The following is a 25467-nucleotide window of genomic DNA, read 5'->3' on the forward strand; positions in this document are numbered from 1 at the left end:
CAGTTTGGAAAGGGTTGTCCCCTTATCTGGGGCATGAAAAAAACAACACTGTTGTGTGTTTGCCCCCGCACCTGTGCATGCGCGGGCGGAATGGGCGCATCATGTACCGGGGTTTACGGGGGGAATAAGCGGTCGTGCGACGGATTTGTGTGTTTTGTGGTTCCAGTGCCGGGCGTGGGCCTGCCTACCTGCATGCGGCAGAACAGCTTGGCCTGCTTATGGCCCGGCGCGGCATAGGGCTGGTGTATGGGGGGGCTTCGGTCGGGCTTATGGGGGCTGTGGCCAATGCCGTACTGGCCGGTGGCGGGCAGGTTACGGGTGTTATCCCGCAGGCACTGGTCGCGCGGGAGGTGGCGCATAACGGGTTGGAGGACCTGCGGATTGTAGGCTCCATGCACGAGCGCAAAGCCCTTATGGCGGATATGTCCGACGCCTTTATTGCCCTGCCCGGCGGCATTGGCACTCTGGAGGAACTGTTTGAGGTCTGGACATGGACCCAGCTTGGCAACCACGCCAAACCCTGCGGTGTGTTGAATGTAAACGGGTTTTACAGCACGCTTGGCACGTTTTTGGACCACGTGGTGGCGGAGGGTTTTCTTAAACCCGCGCACAGAGCCATTTTGCAGGTTGGCCAAACACCCGAAGACCTGCTGGACAGGCTGGCCCAATGGCACCCCCCGCAGGAAACAAAATGGATTGCGCAGGATGAACGCTGAATTTGTTTCAATACTGCACCAATGGGGGTGATATTTAGATTATAGAGTTGATGTAAAAGGGATTTTTGTTTCACAATTTCTTAACGCAACCTGAATAAAAAGAGTTTTATCTTGCGCTCATCTTTTTCTGCGCAGGGTGCTTTTATGTCAGATACAATGCTGAGTTCTCCGGTTGGAGGACGTCCGAATATGCGTAAAGGGGAGCATCAGGCTTTCCGCATGTTCTTTTTGGGAGTGATTGCAGCAGCTCTGGCGTTTGTTGGTTACAGCGTGCTGGCTGACCTGCACGCTGTTGGTACCAGTGGCATAGCAACCGGGGCCTTCGCCCTGCTGGCTCTGGCGTTGCTTATTGCTCTGGGCTTTGAATTCGTAAACGGTTTTCACGATACGGCCAATGCGGTCGCAACGGTTATTTACACCAACAGCCTGCCGCCACTGGTTGCGGTAGTCTGGTCTGGTATGTGGAACCTGCTTGGGGTTCTGACCTCCTCGGGGGCGGTGGCATATAGTGTTGTAACGCTGCTGCCGGTGGAACTGATCCTGCAGGTTGGCAGTGGTGCTGGCCATGCCATGATCTTTGCCCTGCTGCTGTCCGCCATTGTGTGGAACCTGGCAACATGGGCGCTGGGTATTCCCAACAGCTCGTCCCACGCTCTGGTTGGCTCCATTCTGGGTGTGGGCCTTGCAAACCAGCTTATGTCGCCTTCTGGCAGCGCGCTGTATGGCGTGGACTGGATGCAGGTTAAAAAGGTGTTCTCCGCCCTGCTGTTCAGCCCCCTGTGTGGCTTTATTCTTGCCGCGGGCCTGTTCATGGTGCTGCGCGTTGTGGTGCGCAATGCCGCCCTCTACCGTGCGCCTGAAGGTGATGCCCCGCCCCCTCTGTGGATCCGTGGTCTATTGATTGGCACCTGCACGGGTGTTTCCTTCTTCCACGGCAGCAACGACGGGCAGAAGGGCATGGGCCTGATCATGCTGATCCTGATTGGTGCTGCGCCTACCGCCTACGCCCTGAACCGCGCCATGCCCGACAGCATGATGCCCGGCTTTGTGGAAACCGCACAGCAGGCCTCCCACGTGTTTGACGTGCACGCCCAGCCCATGCTCAAGCAGCCCACGGCGGAAGAAGCCCGCGCCCAGGTAACAGACGCGCTGCGCATCAAATCCGTAGCCCGCCCCGAAGTGTATGCCGCACTCTCCGTCCTGTCGGCTGATATTGCACAGGCCGTAAGTGGGTATCACTCCTTGCACGAAATTCCGGCAGCAACCGTGCCCAACGTGCGTACCGACATGTATCTGGTGGCGGAAGCCATTCACAACATGGGCAAGGCAGCAACCTTTAGCGCAGAAGAAGACAGCGAACTCGCCAAGTTTATGAAGCAGCTTAACGCAGGCACACGCTTTATTCCTGTGTGGGTTAAAATTGCGGTGGCTCTTGCTCTGGGCCTTGGCACCATGGTCGGCTGGAAGCGCATTGTTGTGACCGTGGGTGAAAAAATTGGCAAAAGCCACCTGACCTACGCTCAGGGTGCTTCCGCCGAGTTCGTGGCCATGGGCACCATTGGTCTGGCCGAAGGGTATGGCCTGCCGGTTTCCACCACGCATATCCTCTCCAGCGGTGTGGCTGGCACAATGGCTGCCGGTGGTGGTGGCTTGCAGTGGGGCACCCTACGCGCCATGGGCATGGCATGGATTACCACCCTACCTGCCGCCATGCTGATCAGTGGCGTGCTGTATGTGGTGTTCCGCCACATTTTCTAAAAAACTTCCGCTCTGGCGTGGTCATGCACCACGCCAGACACTGTTTCTGCCAAACAGCAAAGGCAAGATCATGTCTGATGCCAATGTGAACAGCCTTTCTGCCGCCGAGCGTGAACGCGAGCGTATCCGGCAGGAGATCATTGACGATCTGGATGAAGAGATCGAACTCGAATTGCAGGAAGAGGGGCTGGGGGGTGAGGCCTCCGTGTCTGACCGCAGCTTCCGCCATACCTATTTTAGCGAGCTGGTTCGCCTGCAGGGCGAACTGGTGCGTTTGCAGGACTGGGTGAAGGAAACAGGCCACCGTCTGGTGGTGCTGTTTGAAGGGCGCGATGCCGCAGGCAAGGGTGGGGCGATCAAGCGCATTACCCAGCGGCTCAACCCGCGTATCTGCCGCGTGGCTGCGCTGCCCGCTCCCACAGACCGCGAAAAAACACAGTGGTACTTCCAGCGTTACGTAGCCCAGCTTCCCGCTGCGGGTGAGATCGTTCTGTTTGACCGCAGCTGGTACAACCGCGCTGGTGTGGAACGGGTCATGGGGTTCTGCTCGGATGAGGAATACGAAGAGTTCTTCCGCTCCGTGCCAGAGTTTGAGCGCATGCTGGTGCGCAGTGGCATCCAGCTTGTCAAATACTGGTTCTCCATCACGGATGATGAGCAGGAAGCCCGCTTCCGTGCCAGAATAGAAGACCCGCTTAAGCAGTGGAAGCTCAGCCCGATGGATCTGGAGAGCCGCCGCCGGTGGGAATCCTATACCAAAGCCAAGGAAACCATGCTCGAGCGCTCCAGCATTGCCGAGGCCCCGTGGTGGGTTGTGCAGGCGGTGGATAAAAAGCGCGCACGGCTGAACTGTATCAACCATCTTCTGGCGCAGGTGCCTTACCAGCCTGTGTCACACCCCGAGGTGGATCTGCCCCCGCGTGTGCATCATGCGGACTATGAACGCCTGCCTACGCCTGAAAACATGATTGTTCCAGAAATCTACTAGGCGTGTTCAAAAACCCTCCCCGCCCTGCGGGGAGGACCTGAAGCAGTTGTCCACGGCTTCAATCAGGGCCCGCCCGCTGGCCTCGTTCCGTTTGGGGGCGGCAAAATGCGGTCCAAGCTTTATACCGTAGCGCATGGGCAGGGGAGGGCGTTTTAAAAACGGCCAGCCCTGTGACAGATAGGGTGATGGTGTTTCTATCAGCACCACCTGCACGTCCGAGCGTGTGCGCTGGGCAATGGCGGCAAAGCCGGGCTGCACCGGGCCGGGTTCGGCCCCTGCGCGGGAGCGTGTTCCTTCGGGGAACAGCAGAAGCTGGCAGTCCTCATGCAATGCCTGGGATGCCGGGCCAATAATCCTGAGCAACGTATCGTGCCGCACATAGCCTGCGGTGCGCAGGGTGCTGCCCAGCACGCCCCGTTCCCATATGGAGGCTTTGGTCACGCACACCATATGCGGCAGGGCTGCGGCCAGCAGCAGGCAGTCCAGCCGGGAGGGGTGGTTGGCAACCAGCACAAGATTCCGGCGCTGGGCAATGGCTGCCAGTTCCGCCATGTTACAGTCCAGAATACCGGCGGCATGCAGGTAGCGTACGGCCACCTTGGCCATGGTGCACAGCCAGCGCCGGGCCACACGCCTGCGGCGTGCGCCCTCGGGCATGGTATGGCGCAGCACAAATGCCCCTGCATCCAGCACCACAAAAACCCCTCCCGTTACCAGCAGGGAGGTATAAAAGCGCGCCGAGGCACTTATGGCGGAGGGGGATAGCGGCATGGGGCTACGGAACAGACCTGCAGGAACACATAACAGAAGTTAAGGCGGGGGAGCCTGATCAGGGGGCGGGAGCATCCGCCGCCATGATCTGGCGCAGGCTTGCGGCCATACTGGCTTTGTCAGCCTGTGCATCTATGGTGCCCCGGTAGCGCGTCTGCGGGTCCATAACCACAAACTGGGGGGACATGCGCATGGCGTAATCCCATTCCGGGTCAGTCATTTTTTCAACCGGTGCATGGTATTCCTTGGCCAGATCAGCCAGAGCAAAGGGGGCTGCCGTGCCAGCCACCACGCGGGGGCTTATGGTCTCGCCGTACTGGCGCAGGCGCTGGGCGTCATCCCGGTCGGGGTCCAGACTGACAAAAATAATAACCATCTTGCGTTTGCCCGGATCAACCTCATCCATGGCGGCAGACATGGCCTGTAGGGCAGGGGTGCATGCGTCCTGCCCGCAATGGGTTGCCCCGAACAGCACCAGCATCCACCGGCCCTGAAAGCTCTTGTCCGTCATGGTGCCGGTTGTGGCGTCCATCAGGCGGAAGGAGCCCCCAACGGGGTTGCCGTAGGAGTTAAGGGTAATGCTGTGCTTGAGTGCCAGCTCGGTGGCCAGCAAGCTGCCCACCCCGGCAAGAGCCAGAATACCCACACTGATCAGGGTGATGCGTTTTCCTGCTGGTGTCATGGGTTAGTGTGCCTCCGCCCAGTTCTGGGCAATGCCTGTTTCTACTACCAGCGGCACTTTGAGCTGTGCTGCTGCTTCCATAATGGCCTTGGCTTTTTGCGCCACGGCACTGGCCTGTTCTGCATCCACTTCAAACAGCAGTTCGTCATGGACCTGTAGCAGCATGCGTGCGCTGCCCAGCCCTGTGGCCTTCAGGGCTTCGGGCAGGCGCACCATGGCGCGTTTGATAATGTCCGCAGCGCCACCCTGAAGGGGGGCGTTAATGGCCTGCCGCTCCGCATACTGGCGGCGCACGGCACTTTTCTCATGAATGCCCGGTACATAGCAGCGCCTGCCAAACGGGGTCATGACATAGCCGTTGGCGCGGGCTTCGGCCTTGACCTGCTCCATGTAATCCCGGATGCCGGGGTAACGGGCAAAATAGGCATCTATGTAGCTTTTGGCCTCCCCTGCGGGAATACCAAGCTGCTTGCCCAGCCCAAAGGCGGAAATGCCGTAAATAATCCCAAAGTTAATGGCCTTGGCGCGGCGGCGGGTCAGGGCGTCCATGCCTTCGAGCGGGATGTTGAACACCTCGGAGGCTGTGCGGGCGTGAATGTCCTGCCCCAGCTCAAAGGCTTCACGCAGGGTGGGGATGTTGGCCACATCGGCCAGCAGCCGCAGCTCGATCTGGGAATAGTCGGCCGAGATCAGCTTGCGCCCTGCCGGGGCCACAAATGCCTGGCGGATGCGCGTACCTTCCTCCGTGCGCACAGGAATGTTCTGGAGGTTCGGGTCGGAGGAGGACAGGCGGCCCGTGGTGGTAATAGCCATCTGGAACGAGGTATGGACCCGGCTTTCCTTACTGGTCAGCTTGAGCAGGGCATCCGTGTAGGTGGATTTGAGCTTGGCAAGCTGCCGCCACTCCAGCACGCGCACCGGCAGGTCGTGGCCCTGATCGGCCAGATCCTGCAATACGGAGGAATCCGTACTCCACGCCCCCGCCTTGCCGCGTTTACCGCCCTTGAGCCCCATTTCATCAAACAGGATTTCACCAAGCTGGCGGGGGGAGGCAATATTGAACTCCCTGCCAGCCGCGGCGTAAATGCCCTGTTCCATGTTTTTCATGCGGCTTTCAAAATCGGCGGAAAGGCGGGTCAGTTCCGCGCGGTCCACTGCAATGCCGTTTTTTTCCATGGTGGCAAGCACCTGCACCAGCGGGCGTTCCACCTGCTCGTACAGGGCCAGTGCCTTGTTGGTGCGTAAGGTGGGGTGTAGCACATGCCACAGGCGCAGGGTTACGTCTGCATCCTCGGCAGCGTAGGTGGTGGCTTTTTCTACCGGTACCTTGGCAAAGGGAATACGGTTGCGGCCCGTGCCGGTTACGCTGTCATACGTTATGGGCGTGTGATTGAGGTGCAGGGCAGACAACTCATCCATGCCCTGCCCATGCAGCCCGGCAGACTGGCTGTAGGAGATCAGCATTGTGTCATCCACCGGCGCAATGCTGGTGTGGTCTATGCCTGCGTGGTCCAATACCAGCAGGTCGAACTTGGCGTTCTGGAAGACCTTGAGAACACTTTTGTCCTCCAGCAGCGGGCGTAGCAGCTCCAGTGCCTGTGTGGCGTCAAGCTGTTCGCCGGTCAGGGCTTCCAGCGTGCCCTCGTGCCGTACGGGCACGTAACAGGCTTTGCCGGGTGCGGTGGCAAGGGAAAAGCCGAGCATGTTGGCAGCCAGCGGGTCCAGCCCGTCGGTTTCCGTATCCACGGCGCATACACCTGCTTCCTGCGCCATGCTGACCCATTTTTGCAGGGCCTCGGCGGTACGCACGGTTTCGTACTCCGCATAAGGTGCGCTCAGTAGGTCGGCGGGGCCAGTGGATTGGGCTGGGGCGGCCTGAGCCGGGTTGGGGGTGTCCTGCCCGTTTGCGCTGGCATGGGCGGAAGCACGGGCCGCGCGGTGGGCATGTGCCCCAGCCGGGCTGCCCATACCCATGCGGGACATGACGGAGCTGAAGCCCATGCTGTCCAGCCAGTCGGCCAGTGCCAGCTTGTCTGGCTCGCGCGTGGCCAGTTCCTCTACCGGTACGGGCAGGGGCACGTCCGTTGCCAGCGTGACCAGCTGGAGCGAGAGGCGGGCCGCCTGTGCATGTTCGATCAGCATGTCCCGCTTTTTGGATTTTTTCATATCCGGGGCGCTGGCCAGCACGTTTTCCAGCGTGCCGAATTCGTTAATCAGGGCCGAGGCCGTTTTGGGGCCAATGCCGGGCACGCCGGGCACGTTATCCGTCGGGTCGCCCATAAGGGCCTGCACATCCACCACTTTTTCGGGCGGGACACCAAACTTGGTTTCCACTTCCGCCGGGCCTATGGGGGTCTGCTTGATGGGGTCAAGCATGCACACGCCTTGCCCCACAAGCTGCATCAGATCCTTGTCGGAGGAAATAATGGTGCAGGTGCCCCCCATTTTGCGCACGGCCACGGCGTAAGAGGCAATCAGGTCGTCTGCCTCCCAGCCCGGCAGTTCTATGCCGGGGACGTTAAAAGCCTGCGTGGCATCCCGGATCAGGCTGAACTGGGGGCGCAGGTCTTCCGGTGGTTCGGGGCGGTGGGCCTTGTACTGGGGGTAAATGTCGGAGCGGAAGGTCTGGCGGCTTGCATCAAACAGCACGGCCAGATGCGTGCCCACATGGTCGCGCAGCAGGCGGGCCAGCATGTTGGTAAAGCCGTACACCGCATTGACTGGCACCCCTTCGGGGCTGGTCATGGGGGGGAGTGCATGAAAAGCGCGGAAAATAAAGCCGCTGCCATCCACAAGAACCAGATGCGGCGTGTTGGTCATGGCTGGGGGAACCGTGTGCAGGGGAGGGCGGGTAAAAAAGCAAGCATGTTCTGGGGATATGCCGCTTGGGCCGGTCTGTCCAGCATCTCTGCCGGAGGTATAGACAAAAACACCCCGGCAGAGACCGGGGTGTTTGAGCAGGGTGCCCTGAGGTGGCCTTACGCTACGGTGCTGATCCAGTTATGTGGGTCAGCCGCGCGGCCAAACTGGATGTCGCACAGCTTCTGGCGCAGCTTTGCCGTGACATCACCCACCTGATTGTTGTTGATGGTGCAGCTATCCGTCTTGCTCTTGAATGCTCCGATGGGGGACACAACAGCCGCCGTGCCACAGGCAAACACTTCCTTGAGCCTGCCGGATTTGGCATCGGCAAAAAGCTGGTCAAGCGCGTAGCGCTCTTCCTTTACGGTCAGGCCCGCATCGCGCGCCAGTGTCAGCAGGCTATCCCGCGTAATGCCGTGCAGAATGGTGCCGCCTTCCAGCGGGGGGGTCAGCAGGGTGCCATCTTCAAACACCATCATCACGTTCATGCCGCCCATTTCTTCCAGCCAGCGGCGTTCTTCCGCGTCCAGAAACAGAACCTGCTGGCAGCCGTGGTGCTTGCCTTCCATCTGTGCGGTCAGGCTGGCAGCGTAGTTGCCGCCGCATTTGGCCGTACCCGTGCCCCCGCGGGAGGCGCGCACGGTTTCCGTTTCCACCCAGACCGAAACCGGACCGGCATCCTTGGAGAAGTATTCCCCCGCTGCGCAGGCAATGACAATGAACTTGAACTCGGAGGCAGGCTTGACCCCAAGGGCTGCTTCCGTCGCAATCATGAAGGGGCGGATGTAAAGCGTGCCCACCTCGGGTGCGGGCACCCAGTCCTGATCGATTTTGACCAGCTGGGTCACCGCTTCCAAAAACAGGTCTTCAGGCAGTTCCGCCATGGCCATGCGCTCGGCCGATTTTTGGAACCGGCGGGCATTGGCTTCGGGGCGGAAGAGCTGCACACCGCCATTGGGGGCGCGGTAGGCCTTCATGCCTTCAAAGATTTCCTGCGCGTAGTGCAGCACGGAGGCAGCGGGGTCGAGCATGAGCGGCTGGCGGGGCAGAATTTCGGCCGAATGCCAGCCCCTGCCTTCCGTATAGGTAACAACAGCCATATGATCGGTAAAAGCGCGGCCAAAACCGGGGTTGGCGACCAGGCTTTCACGCTCGGTGGCGGGGGTGCCATCCGTTTTGCGGGTGATCTTGAAGGCAATGTTGTCGGCTACGGTGGTCATGGTGTTCTCGCGTTTTCCGCGGCGCTGGTGTGGGGACCAGGGGCCTGGTTGCTCCGATATACGGGTTTATTCTGTTGCTTCAGGCACGCCATAAGGCAGCCTGCCGGTGGCCCGGTTGGGCTCTTTCCTATCATGTTCGCCGTGTCTGTGCCAGACAGGTGCAAACCATGGCGTATGTGGTCCGTTCCTGTGTGTTGTGCGGCTGCGGCAGGGCTGGAAGCCCCGCGGCACAGTGCCAAGGCTTTTTTGCAAGGTGGTGTAACAATGCCTCATTCTTCTATCCGGCAGGGTTATGCAACGCTGCCCTCCAGCTTTTATACCCGCACGCAGCCCACCCCGGTTGCCCGGCCTGAACTGATTGCCCTGAACACGGCACTGGCCGCGGAACTGGGGCTGGATGCAGCATGGCTGGCCGGGCCACAGGGCTTGGCCATGCTGGCAGGCAACCAGATGCCACAGGGCATGGACCCGCTGGCAACTGTGTATGCGGGGCACCAGTTTGGCCATTTTTCTCCCCAGCTGGGGGATGGCCGCGCCCTGCTTTTGGGGGAGGTTGAGGACCGCAACGGCCATCTGCGCGAAATTGCACTCAAAGGTTCCGGCCCCACGGCTTATTCCCGCAGTGGGGATGGCCGGGCCGCCCTTGGTCCTGTCCTGCGTGAATACCTGCTGAGTGAGAGCATGGCAGCCCTTGGCATCCCCACCACCCGTGCGCTGGCCGCCGTGGCAACGGGGGAGCGCGTTTACCGTGAAACACCCTTGCCCGGTGCCATTGTGGCCCGTGTGGCGCGCAGCCATATCCGCGTTGGTACGTTCCAGTTCTTTGCCGCCCGGCAGGACAGGCAGGCCTTGCGCGCACTGGCCGATTTTGCCATTGCCCGGCTTTACCCGCAGGTAGCACAGGAGGCGCAGCCCTATGTAGCGCTGCTACAGGCCGTGGTGGCGGCGCAGGCGGCCCTTGTGGCGCAGTGGATGCTGGTCGGCTTTATTCATGGGGTCATGAACACCGACAACATGGCCATATCGGGGGAAACCATAGATTACGGCCCCTGCGCCTTTATGGACACCTACAACCCGGCCACCGTGTTCAGCTTCATAGATAAGCGTGGCCGTTACGCCTATACCAACCAGCCGACCATAGCCCTGTGGAACCTGCCCCGTTTTGCCGAGGCCCTGCTCCCCCTGCTGGCGGAGGAGGACGGGCAGGCCATCAGTCTGGCCCAGCAGGCACTTGGGGCGTTCCATCCGCATTTTCATGCAGCCTATTTTGCTGGCATGCGCGCAAAGCTGGGGCTGGTGGGGGAGGATGAGGAGGATGAAACCCTGTTCAAAACCCTGCTGGACCATATGGAGGCGGAAAAGATGGACATGACCAACACCTTCCGCGCTCTCAGTCATGGCGAGGCTTTGCGCGGCCCCGGCCTGCCGGCCGGGTTGCCTGCCAGTACCAGCCCCTGGCTGGCCCGCTGGCGTGCCCGTGTGGCGCAGCAGGGGAGTGCGGACTATGCCGCCCGTGCCAGCGCCATGCAGCAGGTCAATCCGTGCTATATTCCACGCAACCACAAGGTGGAGGCCATGATTCAGGCCGCCGTAAAACAGCACGATTACACACCGTTCCGGGAAATGCTGAGCGTGCTGGCCACCCCTTATGTGGAGCAGCCGGGCATGGAAGGCTACACATTACCTCCCACACCTGACGAGGTAGTACCCTATACCTATTGTGGCACCTAAGGGGCGTTAAACCACACCTGCGGTGCTGATGAAGCGTTGCCCGTCCCGCCCTGTATCTACCCGTGCCTCAATACGGTACACGGTGCGCAGGTGCTCGGGGGTTAAAACTTCCGCCGGGGGGCCGTAGGCCAGAATATGGCCATTGTGCAAAAGGCACGCCAGATCGCACTGGTTGAGTGCGATGTTCAGGTCATGCAGCACAATTAGCGTGACCAGATTGCGCTGTGCGGTCTCACGCCGGATCAGGGCCATAACGGTCTGCTGGTAGTACGGGTCAAGCGCGCTCAGGGGTTCATCCAGCAGCAGGGCGCGGGGTTTGCGGCCAAGGGCCTGTGCCAGCCCTGCAAGCTGGCGCTGCCCGCCGGAGAGTTCGTGCAGGCTTTGCGTGGCAAGGTGGGCAATGCCCACATCGGCCAGACAGGCCATGGCGGCGTCTATGTCCGCTGTCGTGCTGGTGTTGCCCTGCCTGCCTGTGGCGTGGCGGGCGGCCAGCATGGCATCCAGCACGCTCAGGCGCACGGGCTCTGGCAAGGTCTGGGGCAGGTACAGGCAGTGTTGCGCCCGTTGGGCCCGGGGCAGGGGGGTAAGGTCCACCCCATCCAGCATGAGTGTGCCTGTGGCGTGCAACAGCCCCCCAGTGGCGCGCAGCAGGGTGGATTTGCCGCTGCCATTGGGGCCCAGAACGGCACAGACCGCCCCGTGGGGGAACGGCCCTGCATCCAGTTCGGAGATTACGGATTTGCGCCCGTACCGCACAGTCAGGTTATGCAGCGTCAGCCCGGCTGGCACGGGGGGCGTCATGGCACCCCTTCCCCACGGCGCAGCACAATAACCAGAAAAAACGGTATGCCCACCAGAGCGGTCACAATACCTGTTGGCACCACAACACCGGGCACCAGCACACGCGCAACAAGGGCTGCGAGGGAGAGAATGAACGCCCCGCTCAACAGGCTGGCAGGCAGGTAAAAACGGTGGTCCTCCCCCACAAGGCGGCGGGCAATATGGGGGGCCACCAGCCCGATAAAGCCAATAACCCCCACAAAGGCTACGGCCAGCGCGCATAAAAGGCTTATGCGCAGCAGGGCCGCACGGCGCAGGCGTGGCACATCCACCCCAAGGCTTGCAGCCCGGTCCTCCCCCATACGCAGGGTGGTAAGTGGCCATGCCGCCCGGAGCGAAAATGGCAGGATACAGGCCAGAGCCCCGGCCAGCAGGCCCAGCGTGCCCCATGTTGCGCGGGTCAGGCTACCAAGGGTCCAGAACACCAGATTTTGCAGGGCGTCCTCGTTTGCCACAAACTGCATAAGGGCAACCAATGCCTGAAACGAAAACACAAGTGCCACCCCGCACAGGATAACTGTGCCCGTCCCGCCCTGACGCAGCCGCACCAGCATGTCCAGAATCCATACAGACAGGGCCGCACAGACAAAGGCGCTCCCTGCGGTCAGCCACATGTCGGGCATATGCGCTACGTGCCAGCCCAGCACAATGGCAAGGGACGCGCCAAACGCCCCGGCGGCGGACAGGCCCAGCGTAAACGGGCTGGCCAGCGGGTTGGCCAGAATTGTCTGCATTTCCGCCCCTGCCAGCCCCAGTGCAGCCCCCACGCAGGCCGCCATAAGTGCGTAAGGCAGGCGGATCTGCCAGACAATCAGGCTTGTCTGCTCATCTACCCCGGTAGGGGCAAAGACAGCACGCAGCATGGTTGTGGGGGAAAGTTCGGCAGGCCCCACCGCGCAATCCAGCAGGACAGACAGGGCCAGCGCACCCAAAAGCCCGGCCAGCACAAGGCTGCGGTGGCGCAGGGCGGTCTGGTAGGTGCGGGCAATGGTGGGGTAGTGGGTCATGCCCGCACACTATCCTGCCGTATATGGCGCAGGGCAAGGGGGCATGGTGTACGGGCACACCAAAAGACGTGCAGGCCACGCGGCAGGCTGGGCTGGTGGTTTACATCCTGCGGCTTGACGCACAGCCTGCAAGCAGGCTTTGTACGCGCAATTCCACCCCATAAGCGTGAATGAGACAAACGGGTTTGGCACATACAGTTCCCCCTCAAGGCGAAGCCGCGCCCGGCCTTGGCCCTACCCACGGCACCACACTGGCCTTTACGGTGGATGCCGCACAGGCGGGCGAGCGGGTGGACCGGTTTTTGTCCAACTGCCCCGGAGCCCCTTCGCGCTCACGCATCAAAGGGCTGATCGAGGGCGGGAACCTCCTGTGCAATGGTGTGGTGTTGCGTGAACCTGCCACACCGGTCCGGGCAGGAATGGTGGTGGTGCTGGACCTGCCCGCCGCAGCCCCTGCTACCCCGCAGGGCGAAGCCATGGATTTTAACATCCTGTATGAAGATGATGACCTGATCGTGCTGGACAAGCCCGCGGGGCTGGTGGTCCACCCCGCACCGGGGAACGAGACGGGTACGCTGGTCAACGGCCTGATCGCCCATTGCGGCAATAGCCTTAAGGGCATTGGCGGGGAGCGCCGCCCCGGCATTGTGCACCGGCTGGATAAGGATACGTCGGGCGTTATGGTGGTTGCCAAAACGGAAAAAGCGCATCTGGCTCTCTCGGATGATTTTGCCGCCCGCCGCATAGACCGTGCCTATCTGGCGTTCTGCTGGGGTGTGCCTACCCCTGCGGAGGGGGATTATGAAGGCGCAATAGGCCGCGACAAGCGGGACCGCAAACGCATGGCGCTGGTTACCCATGGTGGCAAATGGGCCTTGACCCATTACCGCACGCTCAAGGTGTTCAGTGCTTCGGCCGCCCTTGTTGCGTGCAAACTGGCAACGGGCCGCACGCACCAGATCCGGGTGCATTTTTCGGCCAATGGCCACCCGCTTATGGGGGACCCGCTCTACCTGCGGCGCGTGCCTGCTGCGGCCCGTGGCCTGTCCCCGGTGGGCAAGGGGGCTGGGCTGGACTTCCCCCGTCAGGCGCTCCATGCGGCGCGGCTGGGCTTTACCCACCCCAGAACGGGCGAAAACCTGCTGTTTGAAACCCCAATGCCGCCCGACATGCAGGAACTGGAACAGGCCCTGAGCGACTCGTAACGGCGCAGGCCTGCTCCGAGTCCGCATTAAAGGGGACCGCTACGGTCCACTAACTGTGGCAGTTTTGTTACCATCCGCACCTGTTTTCTTGACAGGGTGCATTTTTCAGGCGCACCCTCTTGGTCCATACCGCTCACTTTTCCGTAAAGCGGGAAGGGGCCTTTGGTCTCTGCTGCTCATGCCGAGGGTAGATGCAAGGGCCGTCTAGTTTTCCATCGGGTAATGGGACTCGCCGCTGCAAGTCTGGATGCGCCTGTTAACGGAACAGGAACCAAACGCATCCGTGGGAGTTTCCATCTCAGGAAGGAGTACTCAAATCATGGCTTCCGTCATTGATGTTGGGCCTGAAGGCAATCTTTCAAGGTACCTTCAGGAAATTCGTAAGTATCCCCTGCTCACGCCAGAAGAAGAACTCACCCTTTCACGCAAATGGCGCGATAAGGGAGATGTCAAGGCAGCCCACCGGCTGGTGACATCCCACCTGCGTCTGGTTGCCAAAATTGCCATGGGCTACCGGGGTTATGGTCTGCCGATCAATGAACTGATCAGCGAAGGCAATGTGGGGATGATGCAGGCCGTGCGCCGCTTTGACCCCGAAAAAGGCTTCCGGCTGGCCACTTACGCCATGTGGTGGATCCGCGCTGCCATTCAGGAATACATCCTGCATAGCTGGTCTTTGGTCAAAATGGGCACAACGGCAGCCCAGAAAAAGCTGTTCTTCAACCTGCGCCGCCTTAAAGGGCAGATGCAGGCGATTGATGATGGTGACCTTCAGCCCGAACAGGTCAACAAGATCGCCACAACTCTTGGTGTGTCCGAGCAGGATGTGGTGGACATGAACCGCCGCATGGCTGCACCTGACCACAGCCTGAACGCCCCGCTTAAAACGGACCTGGAAAGCGAATGGCAGGACCGTCTGGTGGACGATCAGGTGAACCAGGAAGAGGTTTACGCCGAAAACGAGGAAATGTCGGGTCGCAAGGCCCTGCTTGCCACAGCACTCGAAACCCTGAACGAGCGTGAACGCCGCATTTTCACCGAACGTCGCCTCAAGGATGACCCGGCAACGCTGGAAGAACTCGCCCACGACTACGGCATTTCCCGCGAGCGGGTGCGCCAGATTGAAGTGCGCGCGTTTGAAAAAGTGCAGGAAGCCATGAAGAAGGAAGTCGCAGCCCGCCGCAACGCCGCACAGGGGGAATAAGCCCCCTGTGCCTGCACAGGGTAGGGCCGTTCAGGCTCGGGCTACGTCCTGCACAAAAAAAGTGGCGTCCGTGCGTCCGTTCCAGCTTTCTGCCCGCAGGTAACCTGCCAGATGCAGGGCGGGGCGGGTTGCGTCTTCCAACACAACGGCGAGCGGGTTGTTGTCCGCCTTGAACAGAAGTGCCTTGAGCCTGCTGCCATTGCTGGCGCGGATCAGCACCCGCAGGGTGTTGCTGTCCCGCCCTATGCGGTCGGTGCGTACAATATGCACATTGGGCAGGGCAATAAGTGGTTCGGGGTTGCCTGCGCCAAAGGGGGCTAGGGCTGCCATATCGGTCGCCAGTTCTGCCGTGGCTCCGGTTACGGCCACAACGGCATCTATGGTCAGGTCCACGGTGGGCGGCAGTTCCGCCGCCTGTGGCAGACGGGTATCGAGAAAAGAGTGGAACTCCGCCAGCTTGTCTGCATGGAGCGAAAAACCCGCAGCCATGGCGTGCCCGCCACCTGTTTTAAGCAGTCCGGCCTGACGTGCGGCAATAATGACCGTACCAAGGTCCAGCCCGGCAACCGAGCGGCCAGAGCCTTTTATGCTCCCGTCCTCCTGCTGCGCGCCAACAAGGGCAGGGCGGTTGAAGCGTTCTTTTATGCGCCCTGCCACAATTCCCACGACACCGGGGTGCCAGTCCTTGCCCGCGAGCAGAATAACACCGTGGCCGGCGTCCTTCTGTTCTGCTGCCTGCTCCATGGCGCGGTCCAGAATATCGGCTTCCACATCCTGCCTGCGGCGGTTGACGGCATCCAGCCGCTCGGCCATCTGCTTTGCTTCATGCACATCCGGGCAGCGGAGCAGGCGCAGGCCAAGTGCGGCTTCGGCTATGCGTCCGCCCGCATTAATGCGCGGCCCCAGCGCAAACCCGCACGAAAACGCATCAGGTGCCTTGCTGACACCTGCAATTTCAAGCAGGGCGGCAACCCCTACACGCTGTCGGGCCGCCATAACCTTTAGCCCCTCGGCTACAAACAGGCGGTTGACCCCTTGCAGGGGCATGACGTCACACACCGTGGCCAGCGCAACAAGGTCCAGCAGAGGGCGCAGGTCGGGCTGGGGATGGCTTGCGTTAAAAAAACCGTTCTCGCGCAGGGTGCGTCTGGTCGCAACAGTGGCCAGAAAACTCAGTGCCGCAGCGCAGATATGCCCAAGACCCGATGAGCAGTCCGCCCGGTTGGGGTTAACCGTGGCCAGAATGGCTGGCAGGGCATCTTCCGACTTGTGGTGGTCCAGCACCACCACATCGGCCTTGCCTGCAAGCTGGTTCAGAATATCGGCAGAGGCTGTGCCACAGTCCACACAGACCAGCAGTTTGGCACCCTGGGCCACCAGTGCCTCAAGTGCTGGCAGGTTGGGGCCATACCCTTCGGTCATGCGGTCGGGAATATGGGTGAGAACGGAGCAGCCAAGTTGTTCAAAAAAAGCGGCCAGCACGGCACTGGCGCATGCGCCGTCCACGTCATAATCGCCAAAAATACCTATGGTTTCCCCCGCCTGTACGGCCTGCGCCATGCGGGCGGCGGCTTTGTCCATATCCGTCAGGCAGGACGGGTCGGGCATAAGGGCGCGCAGGGTGGGGGCCAGAAAATGCGGTGCATGCTCGGGGCTGACCCCGCGCATGGCCAGTAGGCGGCCTACAATTTCGGGTATGCCAAGCTGCTGGGCCAGTGCGGCCCCCAGCCGGTTGGTGGTCGGGTTGTCTGCTCCCTCCCGCCAGGACCAGCGTCGTGCGTTCACGCTGTGCTCTACATTGAGCACGGCTGGTGTTGCGGCTGGGGTGGGGGCGTGCGCCCCCTCTGGTGATGTGGTCGAGAGCATGGGGTTAAAAAACGCCTGTTATTGCGGCGTCCATGTTTTGGTTTTGAAGTTGTGGTGCCCTTCAATAAAGCGGGACGTGCCAGATTTGGAACGCATGACCAGCGAGTGCGTCACCGCCTGATGCGGGTACTGCCGCACGCCGCGCAGCAGCGCACCGGTGGTGACCCCAGTGGCCGAGAACAGCACTGAGCCTGCTGCCATATCATGCAGGTCCAGCTTGCGGTCGGGGTTTTTGCCGGGGTTCATCTTCTGGGCGCGTTCGCGCTGGGCGTTATCTTCAAACAGCAGGCGGCCCTGCATCTGGCCTTCCACGCAGCGCACGGCGGCGGCGGTCAGCACCCCTTCGGGCGCACCACCGGAGCCGACGTAAATATCGACCTGGCTGCTATCAAGGCAGGCAGCAATGCCACCGGCCACGTCGCCATCGCTCAGCAGGCGCACGCGAGCACCGGCAGCACGGGCGCGGGCAATCATTTCCTCGTGCCGTTCGCGGTCGAGCGTGCACAGCAGCAGGTCCTGCACGCTTTTGCCTTTGGCTTTGGCAAGGTTCTTCAGGTTGGTTTCAATCGTGTTTTCAAGGTCCACCACACCTGCGGGCAGGTTGGGGCCAACCACAATCTTGTCCATGTACACATCGGGTGCGTGCAGGAAGTTGCCGCGTTCGGCCAGTGCCACCACCGTAATGGCGTTTGGCATGTCCTTTGCGCACAGGTTGGTGCCTTCCAGCGGGTCCACGGCAATGTCCATGGCCGGGCCGCCGGAGCCCACTTTCTCGCCAATATAGAGCATGGGCGCTTCGTCCATTTCGCCCTCACCAATGACCACGGTGCCATCAATGGCCACGGTGTCAAAGGCAATGCGCATGGCTTCCACCGCGGCACCGTCTGCATCGTTCTTACGGCCGCGGCCCGTCCAGCGGGCAGAGGCAAGGGCCGCCGCTTCGGTCACGCGCACCAGCTCAAGAGCCAGATTGCGGTCGGAAACAACGAAGGGAGAGGGGCCAATGGAATCAGACATGAGAAAGCGGGATCCTTAATTACACAATTGATCGGGCGGGGCTGGCGGGTTGCTTCAGGCAGCCTCGATCCGGATCACAACTGTGGAGTCTGTCACAACAGTCAAAGCGTCAATCCGGGTGACGGCGTCCTGCATAGCCGCCTCGGATGTCCGATGTGTGACCAGAACAAGGGGAACATAAGGCGTGCTGTCATTTTCCGCCGGGTGCTGGAGCATGCTGCGCAGCGATACGCCACAATCACGCAGGATGGCGGTAATGTCGGCAATAACGCCGGGGCGGTCTTCCACCATCAGGCGCAGGTAGAAGGCACCTTCCCCGCTGGAAATGGGGCAGGCCCGCAGCGGGGGCTGGGCGCTGGTCTGCACGCCCCACACGGCAATGGTGTTGCCACGGGCAATATCCACCAGATCCGCCGTGACCGCACTGGCCGTGGGGCCAGCACCGGCCCCGCGTCCTTCGATCATGATCCGGCCAACAAACTCGCCTTCAGCCACCACAGCGTTAAAGACGCCATCCACCTGTGCCAGCGGAGCCTGCTGGGGCACAAGGCAGGGGGTTACGCGGGCGTGCAGCCCGGCATCGGTCATGCTGGCAAGGCCCAGCAGCTTGATCCGGTAGCCAAGGGCGCGGGCAAAACTCTGGTCCACCGCACCAATGCGGCGGATGCCCTCTACATGCACGCTGTCAAACGCTACGGGCTGACCAAAGGCCAGACCTGCCAGAATGGTCAGTTTGTGGGCTGCGTCCAGCCCGTCCACATCGGTGGAGGGGTCGGCTTCGGCATAGCCGAGGTCCTGCGCATCCTTGAGCACGGTTGCAAAATCCTTGCCCGTTTCACGCATGACGGTGAGGATGTAGTTGCAGGTGCCGTTAAGAATACCGCCCACGCGCAGCAGGCGGTCCGCTGCCAGCCCTTCGCGCACGGTTTTAATGGCGGGAATACCGCCAGCAACTGCTGCTTCAAACAGCAGGGGGGCGTTGTTGTCAGCACTCAGGCGGGCAAGGGTGGAGCCATGCAGGGCCAGCAGCGCCTTGTTGGCGGTAACCACAGGTTTGCCTGCTTTAAGGGCTGCTTCCACCAGCGTACGGGCTGTGCCTTCTGCCCCGCCAATCAGTTCCACCACCACGTCCACATCGGGGTCGTTTACCAGATCGGTGGCGTTGTCGTACCAGCGCAGGGCGGACACATCCACCCCACGGTCGCGCGTGCGCTCGCGCGCGCTAACGGCCACAACCTCCAGCGGGCGGCCAGCCCGTGCGCTCAGTAGGTCCGCATTGGCCCGCAGCAGTTTGATAACGCCCGCGCCAACCGTGCCGAGCCCGGCAATGCCAAGACGAAGAGGAGAAGAAGAGGAACAGGATGTCACGGTGCAACAGACTCCGGTTTTTGGGCTGGGTTGGAGGAGGGAGGGGCCTTGACGCCGTGGGCGGCCATAAAGCCCTTGATGGAGCGCAGGGCCTGCCGCAGGCGGTGGGTGTTTTCCACCAGCCCGATGCGGACGTGGTCATCACCATATTCACCAAACCCAAGGCCCGGTGCTACGGCAACGCCGGCTTCTTCAAGCAGGAGTTTGGAGAAGGCAACACTCCCCATCTCGCGGAAAGGTTCGGGAATGGGAGCCCATGCAAACATGGACCCTTCGGGGGAGGGCACGTCCCACCCGGCGGAATGCAGGCCCTTGATCAGCACGTCGCGCCGTTCCTTGTACAGGTTGCGCAGGTCGGCCACGCAGTCCTGCGGGCCGTTCAGCGCGGTTACGGCGGCAACCTGAATGGGGGTGAAGGCCCCGTAATCCAGATAGGATTTAATGCGGGTAAGGGCGGAAATCAGCCGTTCGTTGCCTGCGGCAAAACCCACGCGCCAGCCAGCCATGGAGTAGGTCTTGGACAGCGAGGTAAATTCCACCGCAATGTCACGCGCGCCCGGTACTGCCAGAATGGAAGGGGGAACCAGATCGCCAAAATAGATTTCGGCATAGGCAAGGTCGGACAGAATCCAGATTTCCTCACGCCGGGCAAAGGCGACCAGTTCCTTATAAAAATCCAGATCAGCCAGATACGATGTGGGGTTGGACGGGAAGTTGACAATCAGCGCCGTGGGCTTGGGCACGGAGTGGCGCACGGCGCGCTCAAGTGCGCGCAGCATGTCCTCGTTCGGGGTGGCGGGGATGGAGCGCACGGACGCACCCGCAATAATAAACCCGAACTGGTGAATGGGGTAGGACGGGTTGGGCACCAGAATGGTGTCCCCCGGGCTGGTAATGGCGGAGGCCAGATTGGCCAGCCCTTCCTTGGAGCCAAGGGTAACAATCACTTCGCTGTCGGGGTTGAGTTTGACGTTGAAGCGCCGGTCATAATACCCCGCCACGGCCTTGCGCAGGCCGGGAATGCCACGGCTGACCGAGTAACGGTGCGAGCGTGGGTCGTTCACCGTTTCAATCAGTTTGTTCACAATATGGGGTGGGGTGGGGGTGTCGGGGTTGCCCATGCCAAGGTCAATAATATCCTCGCCCCGTGCGCGCGCTGCTGCCTTGGCCTGATTGACAGAGGCGAAAACATAAGGCGGCAGGCGGCGGATGCGATGGAACTCTTCGGTCATGGACTTTGGGTGCTCTGAAAGGACAGGGAACATGGCCCCTGTAGGATGAAGGGAGTGAGCATAGTAATCGCCAAAATGGAACAGGCAACTCCTCTGGATGCAAAACCGCCGTGCGGGTGCGTTTTTACCGCATGTGGGGCGGAGCAAAAGGGGGGTGTGCGCGGGATCAGGGCGGGGTAACCACCTTTGCCCCTGTGCCAAAGGCATCGCCCCGTACGGTTATGGCGCTGGCGGGAATGCCCCGTTTGGTCAGTTCCACGGCAAGGCGCTGGGCACGCAGCAGCCCAAGGCGTACAGCATCGGCCTGATCCTGCGGGCTCATGGATGCGGCATCACCAAACCCGCGGATGGTCAGGGGGCCGTTTGGCCATTTTTGCACAATCTTGGCCAGTGCCGCGTCCTGCCCGCTGGAAAGCTGGTCGGACTGGGGCACAAAATGGAAGGCCGTGCCTTTTATATCGGTCAGGTCATAGTTGGGGCGCACGGCATCGGGCAGGTTTGCATCCGTTGGCACATCAAAACCGGGGAAGCTGGGGGCCGTGGGCGGGGTCTGAGGTATTTGCGGAATCTGGTCGGGGCGTAATTCGGGAATATCCGCTTTTTTGTGCACCTCGGGCATGGCCACTTCCGCCTCGGCTTCCTCCGGTGCGGGGGAGGAGCCCGTGGTGCCTGCTGGCAGGCTGGATACGGCCGAACGCAGGGGTGCCCGCACGGGCTGGGGGGCGCTGTCGGCTGCATCCATCACCGCGCCGCTTACGCCTGCGGGCAGGGTTGGCTGGGCCTTTTGCGCACTGGTTCTGCCGCTTGCATTGGGTGGGGGCGGAATGTTGGGGATCATGGTCCCGTTGGCGGCCACGGTCCGGTAGGTCAGGTTGCGGTCGCGGGTCAGCTGTTCGCTTAACAGGGCGCGCGCATCGGGGGAGGGCACTTCGGGCACATCCGTTGGGGTCAGGCCCACTTTGGGGTAGGGGTCGTAGCGCCCGGGTGGTGGGGGGCGCTGCTCGGCAATGGCGCCGCCGCGCATACTGCGTGACCAGTCCAGAGCTGTATCAATAGCATCGCGGTGCTGGCAGGCGCTTAATGTGCCACCCAGTGCAACAAGAGCAGCCATGCTGGCAGCCTGCAAAAAGCGGTCTGGCCGGGGGGCGTTGGTCCGGCTGGTCGGCTTCTGCTCCAGAGGGGGCTGCTGCATGGCGGGGGGAATGCTCCGAAAAATCTGATATAAAATTGCCCCGCACCTTACCCTTTTCCCTCCCCCGTGGCGAGAGAGCGCATGATTGCCCCTTGGCAGGCACGTTCGGGCAGCGCAGGATAAGGGAATGAACACTGCTACGGAACAATGTGCGGAGACAGCAATGACAGGCATCTTCTCCCGTAACGCCATCAGGCTGGACGATGAACCGGAAACCCCGGAAACCCCCGAAAAAGAGGAAGGTAAGGCCTCTGGCGCCCCGCAGGGCGAACTGGAGCACAAGCTGTTCAAGCAGCGTAAGGTGCTTATTTTTGGTGGGATAAACGACAAGGTTGCGCGCGACGTAACCGGCCGCCTGCTGGCACTGGCCGGTGAATCCGACAAGCCGATTGATGTGTACGTCAACTCCCCCGGCGGGCACGTGGAAAGTGGCGACACGATCCATGACATGATCCGCTTTGTCGATTCGATTGCTCCGGTCAACATGATCGGCACGGGCTGGGTGGCTTCTGCTGGCGCGCTTATTTTTGCCGCAGGTCACAAGGACCGCCGATTCTGCCTGCCCAACACGCGCTTTTTGCTGCACCAGCCCATGGGCGGTGTGCGTGGCCCGGCAACTGATATTGATATCGAAGCGCGCGAGATCATTAAAATGCGCGAACGCCTGAACCACCTTTTCGCGCGTGAAACCGGGCAGCCTTACGAAAAAGTCGTCAAGGACACGGACCGCAACTACTGGATGTCCGCAAAAGAAGCGATAGATTACGGTTTAGTGACCAAGATCATTTCTAAGCTGGCTGATCTGCACTAACACGGGGCGTCGTCGCCATTCCCGGCAATGGGGATGGCGGCATGTTTCAGGTTTATTGGACCTTCCGACGTTCCAGCCAGTCAGGGCCGGTTGCAAAAAGGGGAGGTCCCCAGATAACGGGTTCCTCACATGGGTTCTCTGAGCGATATTTACTCCCATCTGCCGGAAAGTATGGATGACCTTCCTGCACCCCCTAATGCCGAGGCTGTGGCCGAAGCGGATTTCCGCGCGCGGCATTGGCTGAGCCCCATTCGCGGGCCGCTTAAGCCGGGTTCGGAAGAGCATAAGCGCGCACTCGCGGCCATGTTCCGCGACACGTTCAACCCGTACAAGCCATCTGTCATTGACTGGCCCAAGCTGGACCCCGAAACCCTGCACCGCGTAACCTCCCTGCCGATCTGGGATATTGCCGTGCAGACCGAGGGCAAGGCCCGCCTGCGTATGGCCGCTTACGCCAGTCTGGTCACGGATCCTGATGTCAAGGACGCCATCTCACGCAATGCGTGGGAAGAAAACCGGCATAAGGAAGTGCTGTCCAAAATGGTGGCAGCCTACAACATTCCCATGGCCCCCGAGCCCCCGTATGTGGAGCCGAAGGACGTGGAATGGGCCTATCTGGTCACTGGTTTTTCGGAATGCGTGGACAGCTTTTTTGCGTTTGGCATGTTCGAACTGGCCAAGCGTTCGGGCTACTTCCCCGAAGCCCTGACCGACACGTTCGAGCCGATCATGCAGGAAGAATGCCGCCATATCCTGCTCTTTGCCAACTGGCTGGCCTGGTATCGCGCGGTTATGCCGTGGTGGCGTCGCCCGTTCTTTGAGGCAAAGGTATGGGCTGTCTGGGGCTTTCTGGCCTACGAACGCATGAGCCTTGCCCGCACGGTGGATGATAGCGGGCAGGTCCATACGCAGGACAACAACTTTACCGTAACCGGCACCAAGGAAGTGACCAACATCCAGATCAGCCTGCCGGACTTTATGGACCTGTGTCTGGAAGAAGATGATCGGCGCTTTGCCGGGTATGACCCGCGCTTGCTGCGCCCGACCACAACCCCCGCCATTGCCAAGGTGATCCGCAATGTGGGTCGGGTGTGGGAATTTACATCGGGTATTTTCAAGGCCAACGGTAAAAAAGCCGCCTGAGCTTTTTGCCTGTCGTGGTTTGCATGCAGCCTGCCCTTATGGGGCAGGCTGTTTTGTTTGGGGCATAGGCACAAAACGCAGCCGGATATTGGCTCAGCAAGTGCGTAGGCGCGGCATACTTCTGTGCCGCATGGTAAGTCAGAGACCTCATAATAGGTTTGTTTTTTCCAAACCATATGTACTGGCATGGGGCTTTGTATCGCCCATGCCAGTAAGGTCTTGTGCGGGAGGTCAGGATTTTTTTACAAATTCCGACTTCAGGTTCATGGCCCCGATGCCGCTTATTTTGCACGCAATGTTGTGGCCGTCCGTGCCATCGACCAGTTTGATGTTCTTGACCTTGGTGCCGCTTTTAACCACCAGAGAAGACCCTTTTACCTTAAGGTCTTTGGTGACTGTAATGGTGTCCCCATCAGCCAGAACGTTGCCGTTGGCATCATGGATAACGCCAGAACCGCCTGCATCCGCATCCGTTGCACTGGTGGAGAATTCGTTCCATTCGTGCGCACATTCGGGGCAGACCCATAGCCCGCCATCCTGATAGATATGTTCACAGCCGCATTGCGGGCATTTGTGTTCGTCGCTCATGGTCATCCCCCCGTGGTTACAATGCAGCGCAACCTAATACATGCGCCCGGTAATAGAAATAGCAGGGGAAAAAGCAGGCTGGGGCTCCCGTTAGCTCAACAGGCAAAAAGTGGAAGCAGTGGGGGGTTACGCAGCGGTTGCCGGTTTGCGGTGGGCGCGTACGCACAGCAATACGCTCAGCACCACACAGCCAAAGGCCAGTGTTTCCATCCCGCTGGGCAATCGCTGTTCCCATATGAAACCGTAGCAGAGGGAAAACAGGGTTTCGAACAGAATCATCTGCCCCACCAGTGTCAGCGGGAGGAGCTGGTTCATTCTGTTCCACAGCGCGTTGCCTGCAATGGAGGCCAGCAGGGCAACGCCCGCACTCACCAGTGCAAAGTTGCGCCATTGCTCCAGCCCGTGGGCTGTGCTGTCCAGCAGAAGGGCAAGGGGGAGCAGGACCACATTCTGGGCGCCAGTGGCAAGCCCGGTCAGCAGGTTCCAGTCATGAGCGGAAAAATGCCGCTGGCGCACGAGTGCGCGGCTATTCCCCACGGCATAGAGTGTCCAGGAGCCAAGGGCCGCAACAGCGCAGAGCAACCCCAGAAAAGGCGCACGGGCAACAGAATGTGCATGCGTATGCATGGCCTGCCAGCCAATGCACGCAGCACCGGTCAGGCACAGCAGAATGGAAGGTAAAAGCTGGCGCAGGGGCAGGGCGTCCTTGTCGCGGCTGCCAACCAGTGTCACCAACACAGGCAAAAAGCCGATTACAAGAGTGGTGCTGGTAATGCCCCCGTTTTTGACAGCGCTCGAGAGCAGCACATAATAAGCCGTATTCCCCGCAAAGGAGAGCCAACTCAGCGTCCACCATGTGCGCAGGCTTACGGTATGGCTGAGCACCTGCCAGCGTGGTGCAACCATAACGGCGGCAAACAGGCCGTACAGCACGTAGCGGCCACAGGCCATTTCCAGCGCGCTGAAGTTGCGGATCAGCTCGGGGGCCAGAAAAACCAGCCCCCACAATGCGCCCGCCCCAACACCGCAGGCAATGCCTTTGCCAAGGTTATGCTGTGCGGCTGGGTGGTGCATGGGGTTGGTCGCCTTGGCCGGGGGTGTGGGGCCATGCGGCCCGGGCAAATGGTGGGGCGCTCGGGTCCGAGCGGGTTACTGGTGCCTCTTAGCCATAAGTGCGGCTGTGATGCAATTTGTTCACATGTCCTGCGCCTGCACATGGCATCCGTGGCGCTGTTTGGGTCAGGTGGTGGCCGGTTTTGTAAAAAC

At 60.9% G+C, this 25467-nt stretch carries 21 protein-coding genes; 8 read left to right on the forward strand and 13 right to left on the reverse strand.

Annotation, left to right across the window (positions count from 1 at the left end; genetic code table 11):
• Positions 1 to 134: 134 nt before the first annotated feature.
• From HK20_RS08350 to ppk2, 3 genes are all read left to right on the forward strand, one after another.
• Positions 135 to 716, forward strand: a complete 582-nt coding sequence (locus HK20_RS08350; RefSeq protein ID WP_086646608.1) for a TIGR00730 family Rossman fold protein — start codon at positions 135 to 137, stop codon at positions 714 to 716.
• A 144-nt stretch (positions 717 to 860) separates the two neighbouring features.
• Positions 861 to 2474 carry an inorganic phosphate transporter gene (locus HK20_RS08355; RefSeq protein WP_086646609.1) on the forward strand — a complete coding sequence of 538 codons (1614 nt, stop codon included), beginning with the start codon at positions 861 to 863 and terminating at the stop codon, positions 2472 to 2474.
• A 70-nt stretch (positions 2475 to 2544) separates the two neighbouring features.
• Positions 2545 to 3462, forward strand: a complete 918-nt coding sequence (gene ppk2 / locus HK20_RS08360; RefSeq protein WP_086646680.1) for a polyphosphate kinase 2 — start codon at positions 2545 to 2547, stop codon at positions 3460 to 3462.
• Positions 3463 to 3468: 6 nt separating this feature from the next.
• Here the strand turns inward: ppk2 and HK20_RS08365 are convergent, their stop codons facing one another.
• The 4 genes from HK20_RS08365 to HK20_RS08380 all read right to left on the reverse strand — a co-directional run bounded on the left by HK20_RS08365 (position 3469) and on the right by HK20_RS08380 (position 8997).
• The gene (locus HK20_RS08365) at positions 3469 to 4233 is read right to left on the reverse strand and encodes a 1-acyl-sn-glycerol-3-phosphate acyltransferase (protein ID WP_086646610.1); all 765 of its coding nucleotides are present in this window, start codon (positions 4231 to 4233) and stop codon (positions 3469 to 3471) included.
• A gap of 58 nt (positions 4234 to 4291) precedes the next feature.
• A complete protein-coding gene (locus tag HK20_RS08370) occupies positions 4292 to 4915 on the reverse strand; it encodes an SCO family protein (protein ID WP_086646611.1) in 624 nt (207 codons plus the stop codon).
• A 3-nt stretch (positions 4916 to 4918) separates the two neighbouring features.
• A complete protein-coding gene (gene polA, locus HK20_RS08375; RefSeq protein ID WP_086646612.1) occupies positions 4919 to 7735 on the reverse strand; it encodes a DNA polymerase I in 2817 nt (938 codons plus the stop codon).
• A gap of 158 nt (positions 7736 to 7893) precedes the next feature.
• Complete coding sequence (locus HK20_RS08380; protein ID WP_086646613.1) at positions 7894 to 8997, reverse strand: branched-chain amino acid aminotransferase; 1104 nt, start codon at positions 8995 to 8997, stop codon at positions 7894 to 7896.
• 264 nt (positions 8998 to 9261) lie between these two features.
• Between HK20_RS08380 and HK20_RS08385 the strand changes: the two genes are divergently transcribed.
• The gene (locus HK20_RS08385; protein WP_086646681.1) at positions 9262 to 10728 is read left to right on the forward strand and encodes a YdiU family protein; all 1467 of its coding nucleotides are present in this window, start codon (positions 9262 to 9264) and stop codon (positions 10726 to 10728) included.
• Positions 10729 to 10734: 6 nt separating this feature from the next.
• Here HK20_RS08385 and HK20_RS08390 read toward each other — a convergent pair whose 3' ends face one another.
• Positions 10735 to 11529, reverse strand: coding sequence for an ABC transporter ATP-binding protein (locus HK20_RS08390; protein ID WP_086646614.1), 795 nt, complete (start codon positions 11527 to 11529; stop codon positions 10735 to 10737).
• A complete protein-coding gene (locus tag HK20_RS08395) occupies positions 11526 to 12575 on the reverse strand; it encodes an iron ABC transporter permease (protein WP_086646615.1) in 1050 nt (349 codons plus the stop codon). Before HK20_RS08395 ends, HK20_RS08390 begins: the two co-directional genes overlap by 4 nt.
• Before the next feature lie 251 nt (positions 12576 to 12826).
• Between HK20_RS08395 and HK20_RS08400 the strand changes: the two genes are divergently transcribed.
• Together HK20_RS08400 and rpoH are read left to right on the forward strand one after the other, a co-directional pair.
• Positions 12827 to 13780 (forward strand): RluA family pseudouridine synthase, encoded by a 954-nt coding sequence (locus HK20_RS08400; RefSeq protein WP_233129144.1) that lies wholly within the window; start codon positions 12827 to 12829, stop codon positions 13778 to 13780.
• A gap of 319 nt (positions 13781 to 14099) precedes the next feature.
• A complete protein-coding gene (gene rpoH, locus HK20_RS08405) occupies positions 14100 to 14984 on the forward strand; it encodes an RNA polymerase sigma factor RpoH (RefSeq protein WP_086646617.1) in 885 nt (294 codons plus the stop codon).
• 30 nt (positions 14985 to 15014) lie between these two features.
• Here the strand turns inward: rpoH and recJ are convergent, their stop codons facing one another.
• The 5 genes from recJ to HK20_RS08430 all read right to left on the reverse strand — a co-directional run bounded on the left by recJ (position 15015) and on the right by HK20_RS08430 (position 21659).
• Positions 15015 to 16850, reverse strand: a complete 1836-nt coding sequence (recJ, locus tag HK20_RS08410; protein ID WP_086646618.1) for a single-stranded-DNA-specific exonuclease RecJ — start codon at positions 16848 to 16850, stop codon at positions 15015 to 15017.
• Positions 16851 to 16868: 18 nt separating this feature from the next.
• Complete coding sequence (glpX, locus tag HK20_RS08415) at positions 16869 to 17867, reverse strand: class II fructose-bisphosphatase (RefSeq protein WP_086646619.1); 999 nt, start codon at positions 17865 to 17867, stop codon at positions 16869 to 16871.
• 54 nt (positions 17868 to 17921) lie between these two features.
• Positions 17922 to 19235, reverse strand: a complete 1314-nt coding sequence (locus HK20_RS08420; protein WP_086646620.1) for a homoserine dehydrogenase — start codon at positions 19233 to 19235, stop codon at positions 17922 to 17924.
• Positions 19232 to 20467: an LL-diaminopimelate aminotransferase gene (locus tag HK20_RS08425; RefSeq protein ID WP_086646621.1), complete on the reverse strand. Its 1236-nt coding sequence runs from the start codon at positions 20465 to 20467 to the stop codon at positions 19232 to 19234. Before HK20_RS08425 ends, HK20_RS08420 begins: the two co-directional genes overlap by 4 nt.
• Before the next feature lie 166 nt (positions 20468 to 20633).
• Positions 20634 to 21659, reverse strand: a complete 1026-nt coding sequence (locus HK20_RS08430) for a hypothetical protein (RefSeq protein WP_233129141.1) — start codon at positions 21657 to 21659, stop codon at positions 20634 to 20636.
• A 127-nt stretch (positions 21660 to 21786) separates the two neighbouring features.
• Here HK20_RS08430 and HK20_RS08435 point away from each other — a divergent pair, with 127 nt between their 5' ends.
• The gene (locus HK20_RS08435; RefSeq protein ID WP_179290106.1) at positions 21787 to 22470 is read left to right on the forward strand and encodes an ATP-dependent Clp protease proteolytic subunit; all 684 of its coding nucleotides are present in this window, start codon (positions 21787 to 21789) and stop codon (positions 22468 to 22470) included.
• A gap of 129 nt (positions 22471 to 22599) precedes the next feature.
• Entirely contained in the window at positions 22600 to 23613 is a 1014-nt protein-coding gene (locus HK20_RS08440; protein ID WP_086646623.1) for a hypothetical protein, read from the forward strand.
• 231 nt (positions 23614 to 23844) lie between these two features.
• Here the strand turns inward: HK20_RS08440 and HK20_RS08445 are convergent, their stop codons facing one another.
• Both HK20_RS08445 and HK20_RS08450 read right to left on the reverse strand, forming a co-directional pair.
• Positions 23845 to 24201 carry a zinc ribbon domain-containing protein YjdM gene (locus HK20_RS08445; protein ID WP_086646683.1) on the reverse strand — a complete coding sequence of 119 codons (357 nt, stop codon included), beginning with the start codon at positions 24199 to 24201 and terminating at the stop codon, positions 23845 to 23847.
• A gap of 126 nt (positions 24202 to 24327) precedes the next feature.
• The gene (locus tag HK20_RS08450; RefSeq protein ID WP_086646684.1) at positions 24328 to 25275 is read right to left on the reverse strand and encodes a DMT family transporter; all 948 of its coding nucleotides are present in this window, start codon (positions 25273 to 25275) and stop codon (positions 24328 to 24330) included.
• Positions 25276 to 25467 lie beyond the last annotated feature (192 nt).

Source organism: Acetobacter sp. DsW_54 (assembly GCF_002153575.1).
GTDB classification, from domain to species: Bacteria; Pseudomonadota; Alphaproteobacteria; order Acetobacterales; family Acetobacteraceae; genus Acetobacter; species Acetobacter fabarum.

Excerpts from the sequence above, each read along its gene's own strand:
- HK20_RS08365 (WP_086646610.1), bottom strand. The coding sequence starts at position 4,233 with ATGCCGCTATCCCCCTCCGCCATAAGTGCCTCGGCGCGCTTTTATACC.
- HK20_RS08355 (WP_086646609.1), top strand. The coding sequence starts at position 861 with ATGTCAGATACAATGCTGAGTTCTCCGGTTGGAGGACGTCCGAATATG.
- polA (WP_086646612.1), bottom strand. The coding sequence starts at position 7,735 with ATGACCAACACGCCGCATCTGGTTCTTGTGGATGGCAGCGGCTTTATT.
- HK20_RS08445 (WP_086646683.1), bottom strand. The coding sequence starts at position 24,201 with ATGAGCGACGAACACAAATGCCCGCAATGCGGCTGTGAACATATCTAT.
- HK20_RS08385 (WP_086646681.1), top strand. The coding sequence starts at position 9,262 with ATGCCTCATTCTTCTATCCGGCAGGGTTATGCAACGCTGCCCTCCAGC.
- recJ (WP_086646618.1), bottom strand. The coding sequence starts at position 16,850 with ATGCTCTCGACCACATCACCAGAGGGGGCGCACGCCCCCACCCCAGCC.
- HK20_RS08435 (WP_179290106.1), top strand. The coding sequence starts at position 21,787 with ATGAACACTGCTACGGAACAATGTGCGGAGACAGCAATGACAGGCATC.
- HK20_RS08450 (WP_086646684.1), bottom strand. The coding sequence starts at position 25,275 with ATGCACCACCCAGCCGCACAGCATAACCTTGGCAAAGGCATTGCCTGC.
- HK20_RS08440 (WP_086646623.1), top strand. The coding sequence starts at position 22,600 with ATGGGTTCTCTGAGCGATATTTACTCCCATCTGCCGGAAAGTATGGAT.
- HK20_RS08380 (WP_086646613.1), bottom strand. The coding sequence starts at position 8,997 with ATGACCACCGTAGCCGACAACATTGCCTTCAAGATCACCCGCAAAACG.
- rpoH (WP_086646617.1), top strand. The coding sequence starts at position 14,100 with ATGGCTTCCGTCATTGATGTTGGGCCTGAAGGCAATCTTTCAAGGTAC.
- HK20_RS08395 (WP_086646615.1), bottom strand. The coding sequence starts at position 12,575 with ATGACCCACTACCCCACCATTGCCCGCACCTACCAGACCGCCCTGCGC.
- HK20_RS08425 (WP_086646621.1), bottom strand. The coding sequence starts at position 20,467 with ATGACCGAAGAGTTCCATCGCATCCGCCGCCTGCCGCCTTATGTTTTC.
- HK20_RS08390 (WP_086646614.1), bottom strand. The coding sequence starts at position 11,529 with ATGACGCCCCCCGTGCCAGCCGGGCTGACGCTGCATAACCTGACTGTG.
- ppk2 (WP_086646680.1), top strand. The coding sequence starts at position 2,545 with ATGTCTGATGCCAATGTGAACAGCCTTTCTGCCGCCGAGCGTGAACGC.
- HK20_RS08430 (WP_233129141.1), bottom strand. The coding sequence starts at position 21,659 with ATGCAGCAGCCCCCTCTGGAGCAGAAGCCGACCAGCCGGACCAACGCC.
- glpX (WP_086646619.1), bottom strand. The coding sequence starts at position 17,867 with ATGTCTGATTCCATTGGCCCCTCTCCCTTCGTTGTTTCCGACCGCAAT.
- HK20_RS08370 (WP_086646611.1), bottom strand. The coding sequence starts at position 4,915 with ATGACACCAGCAGGAAAACGCATCACCCTGATCAGTGTGGGTATTCTG.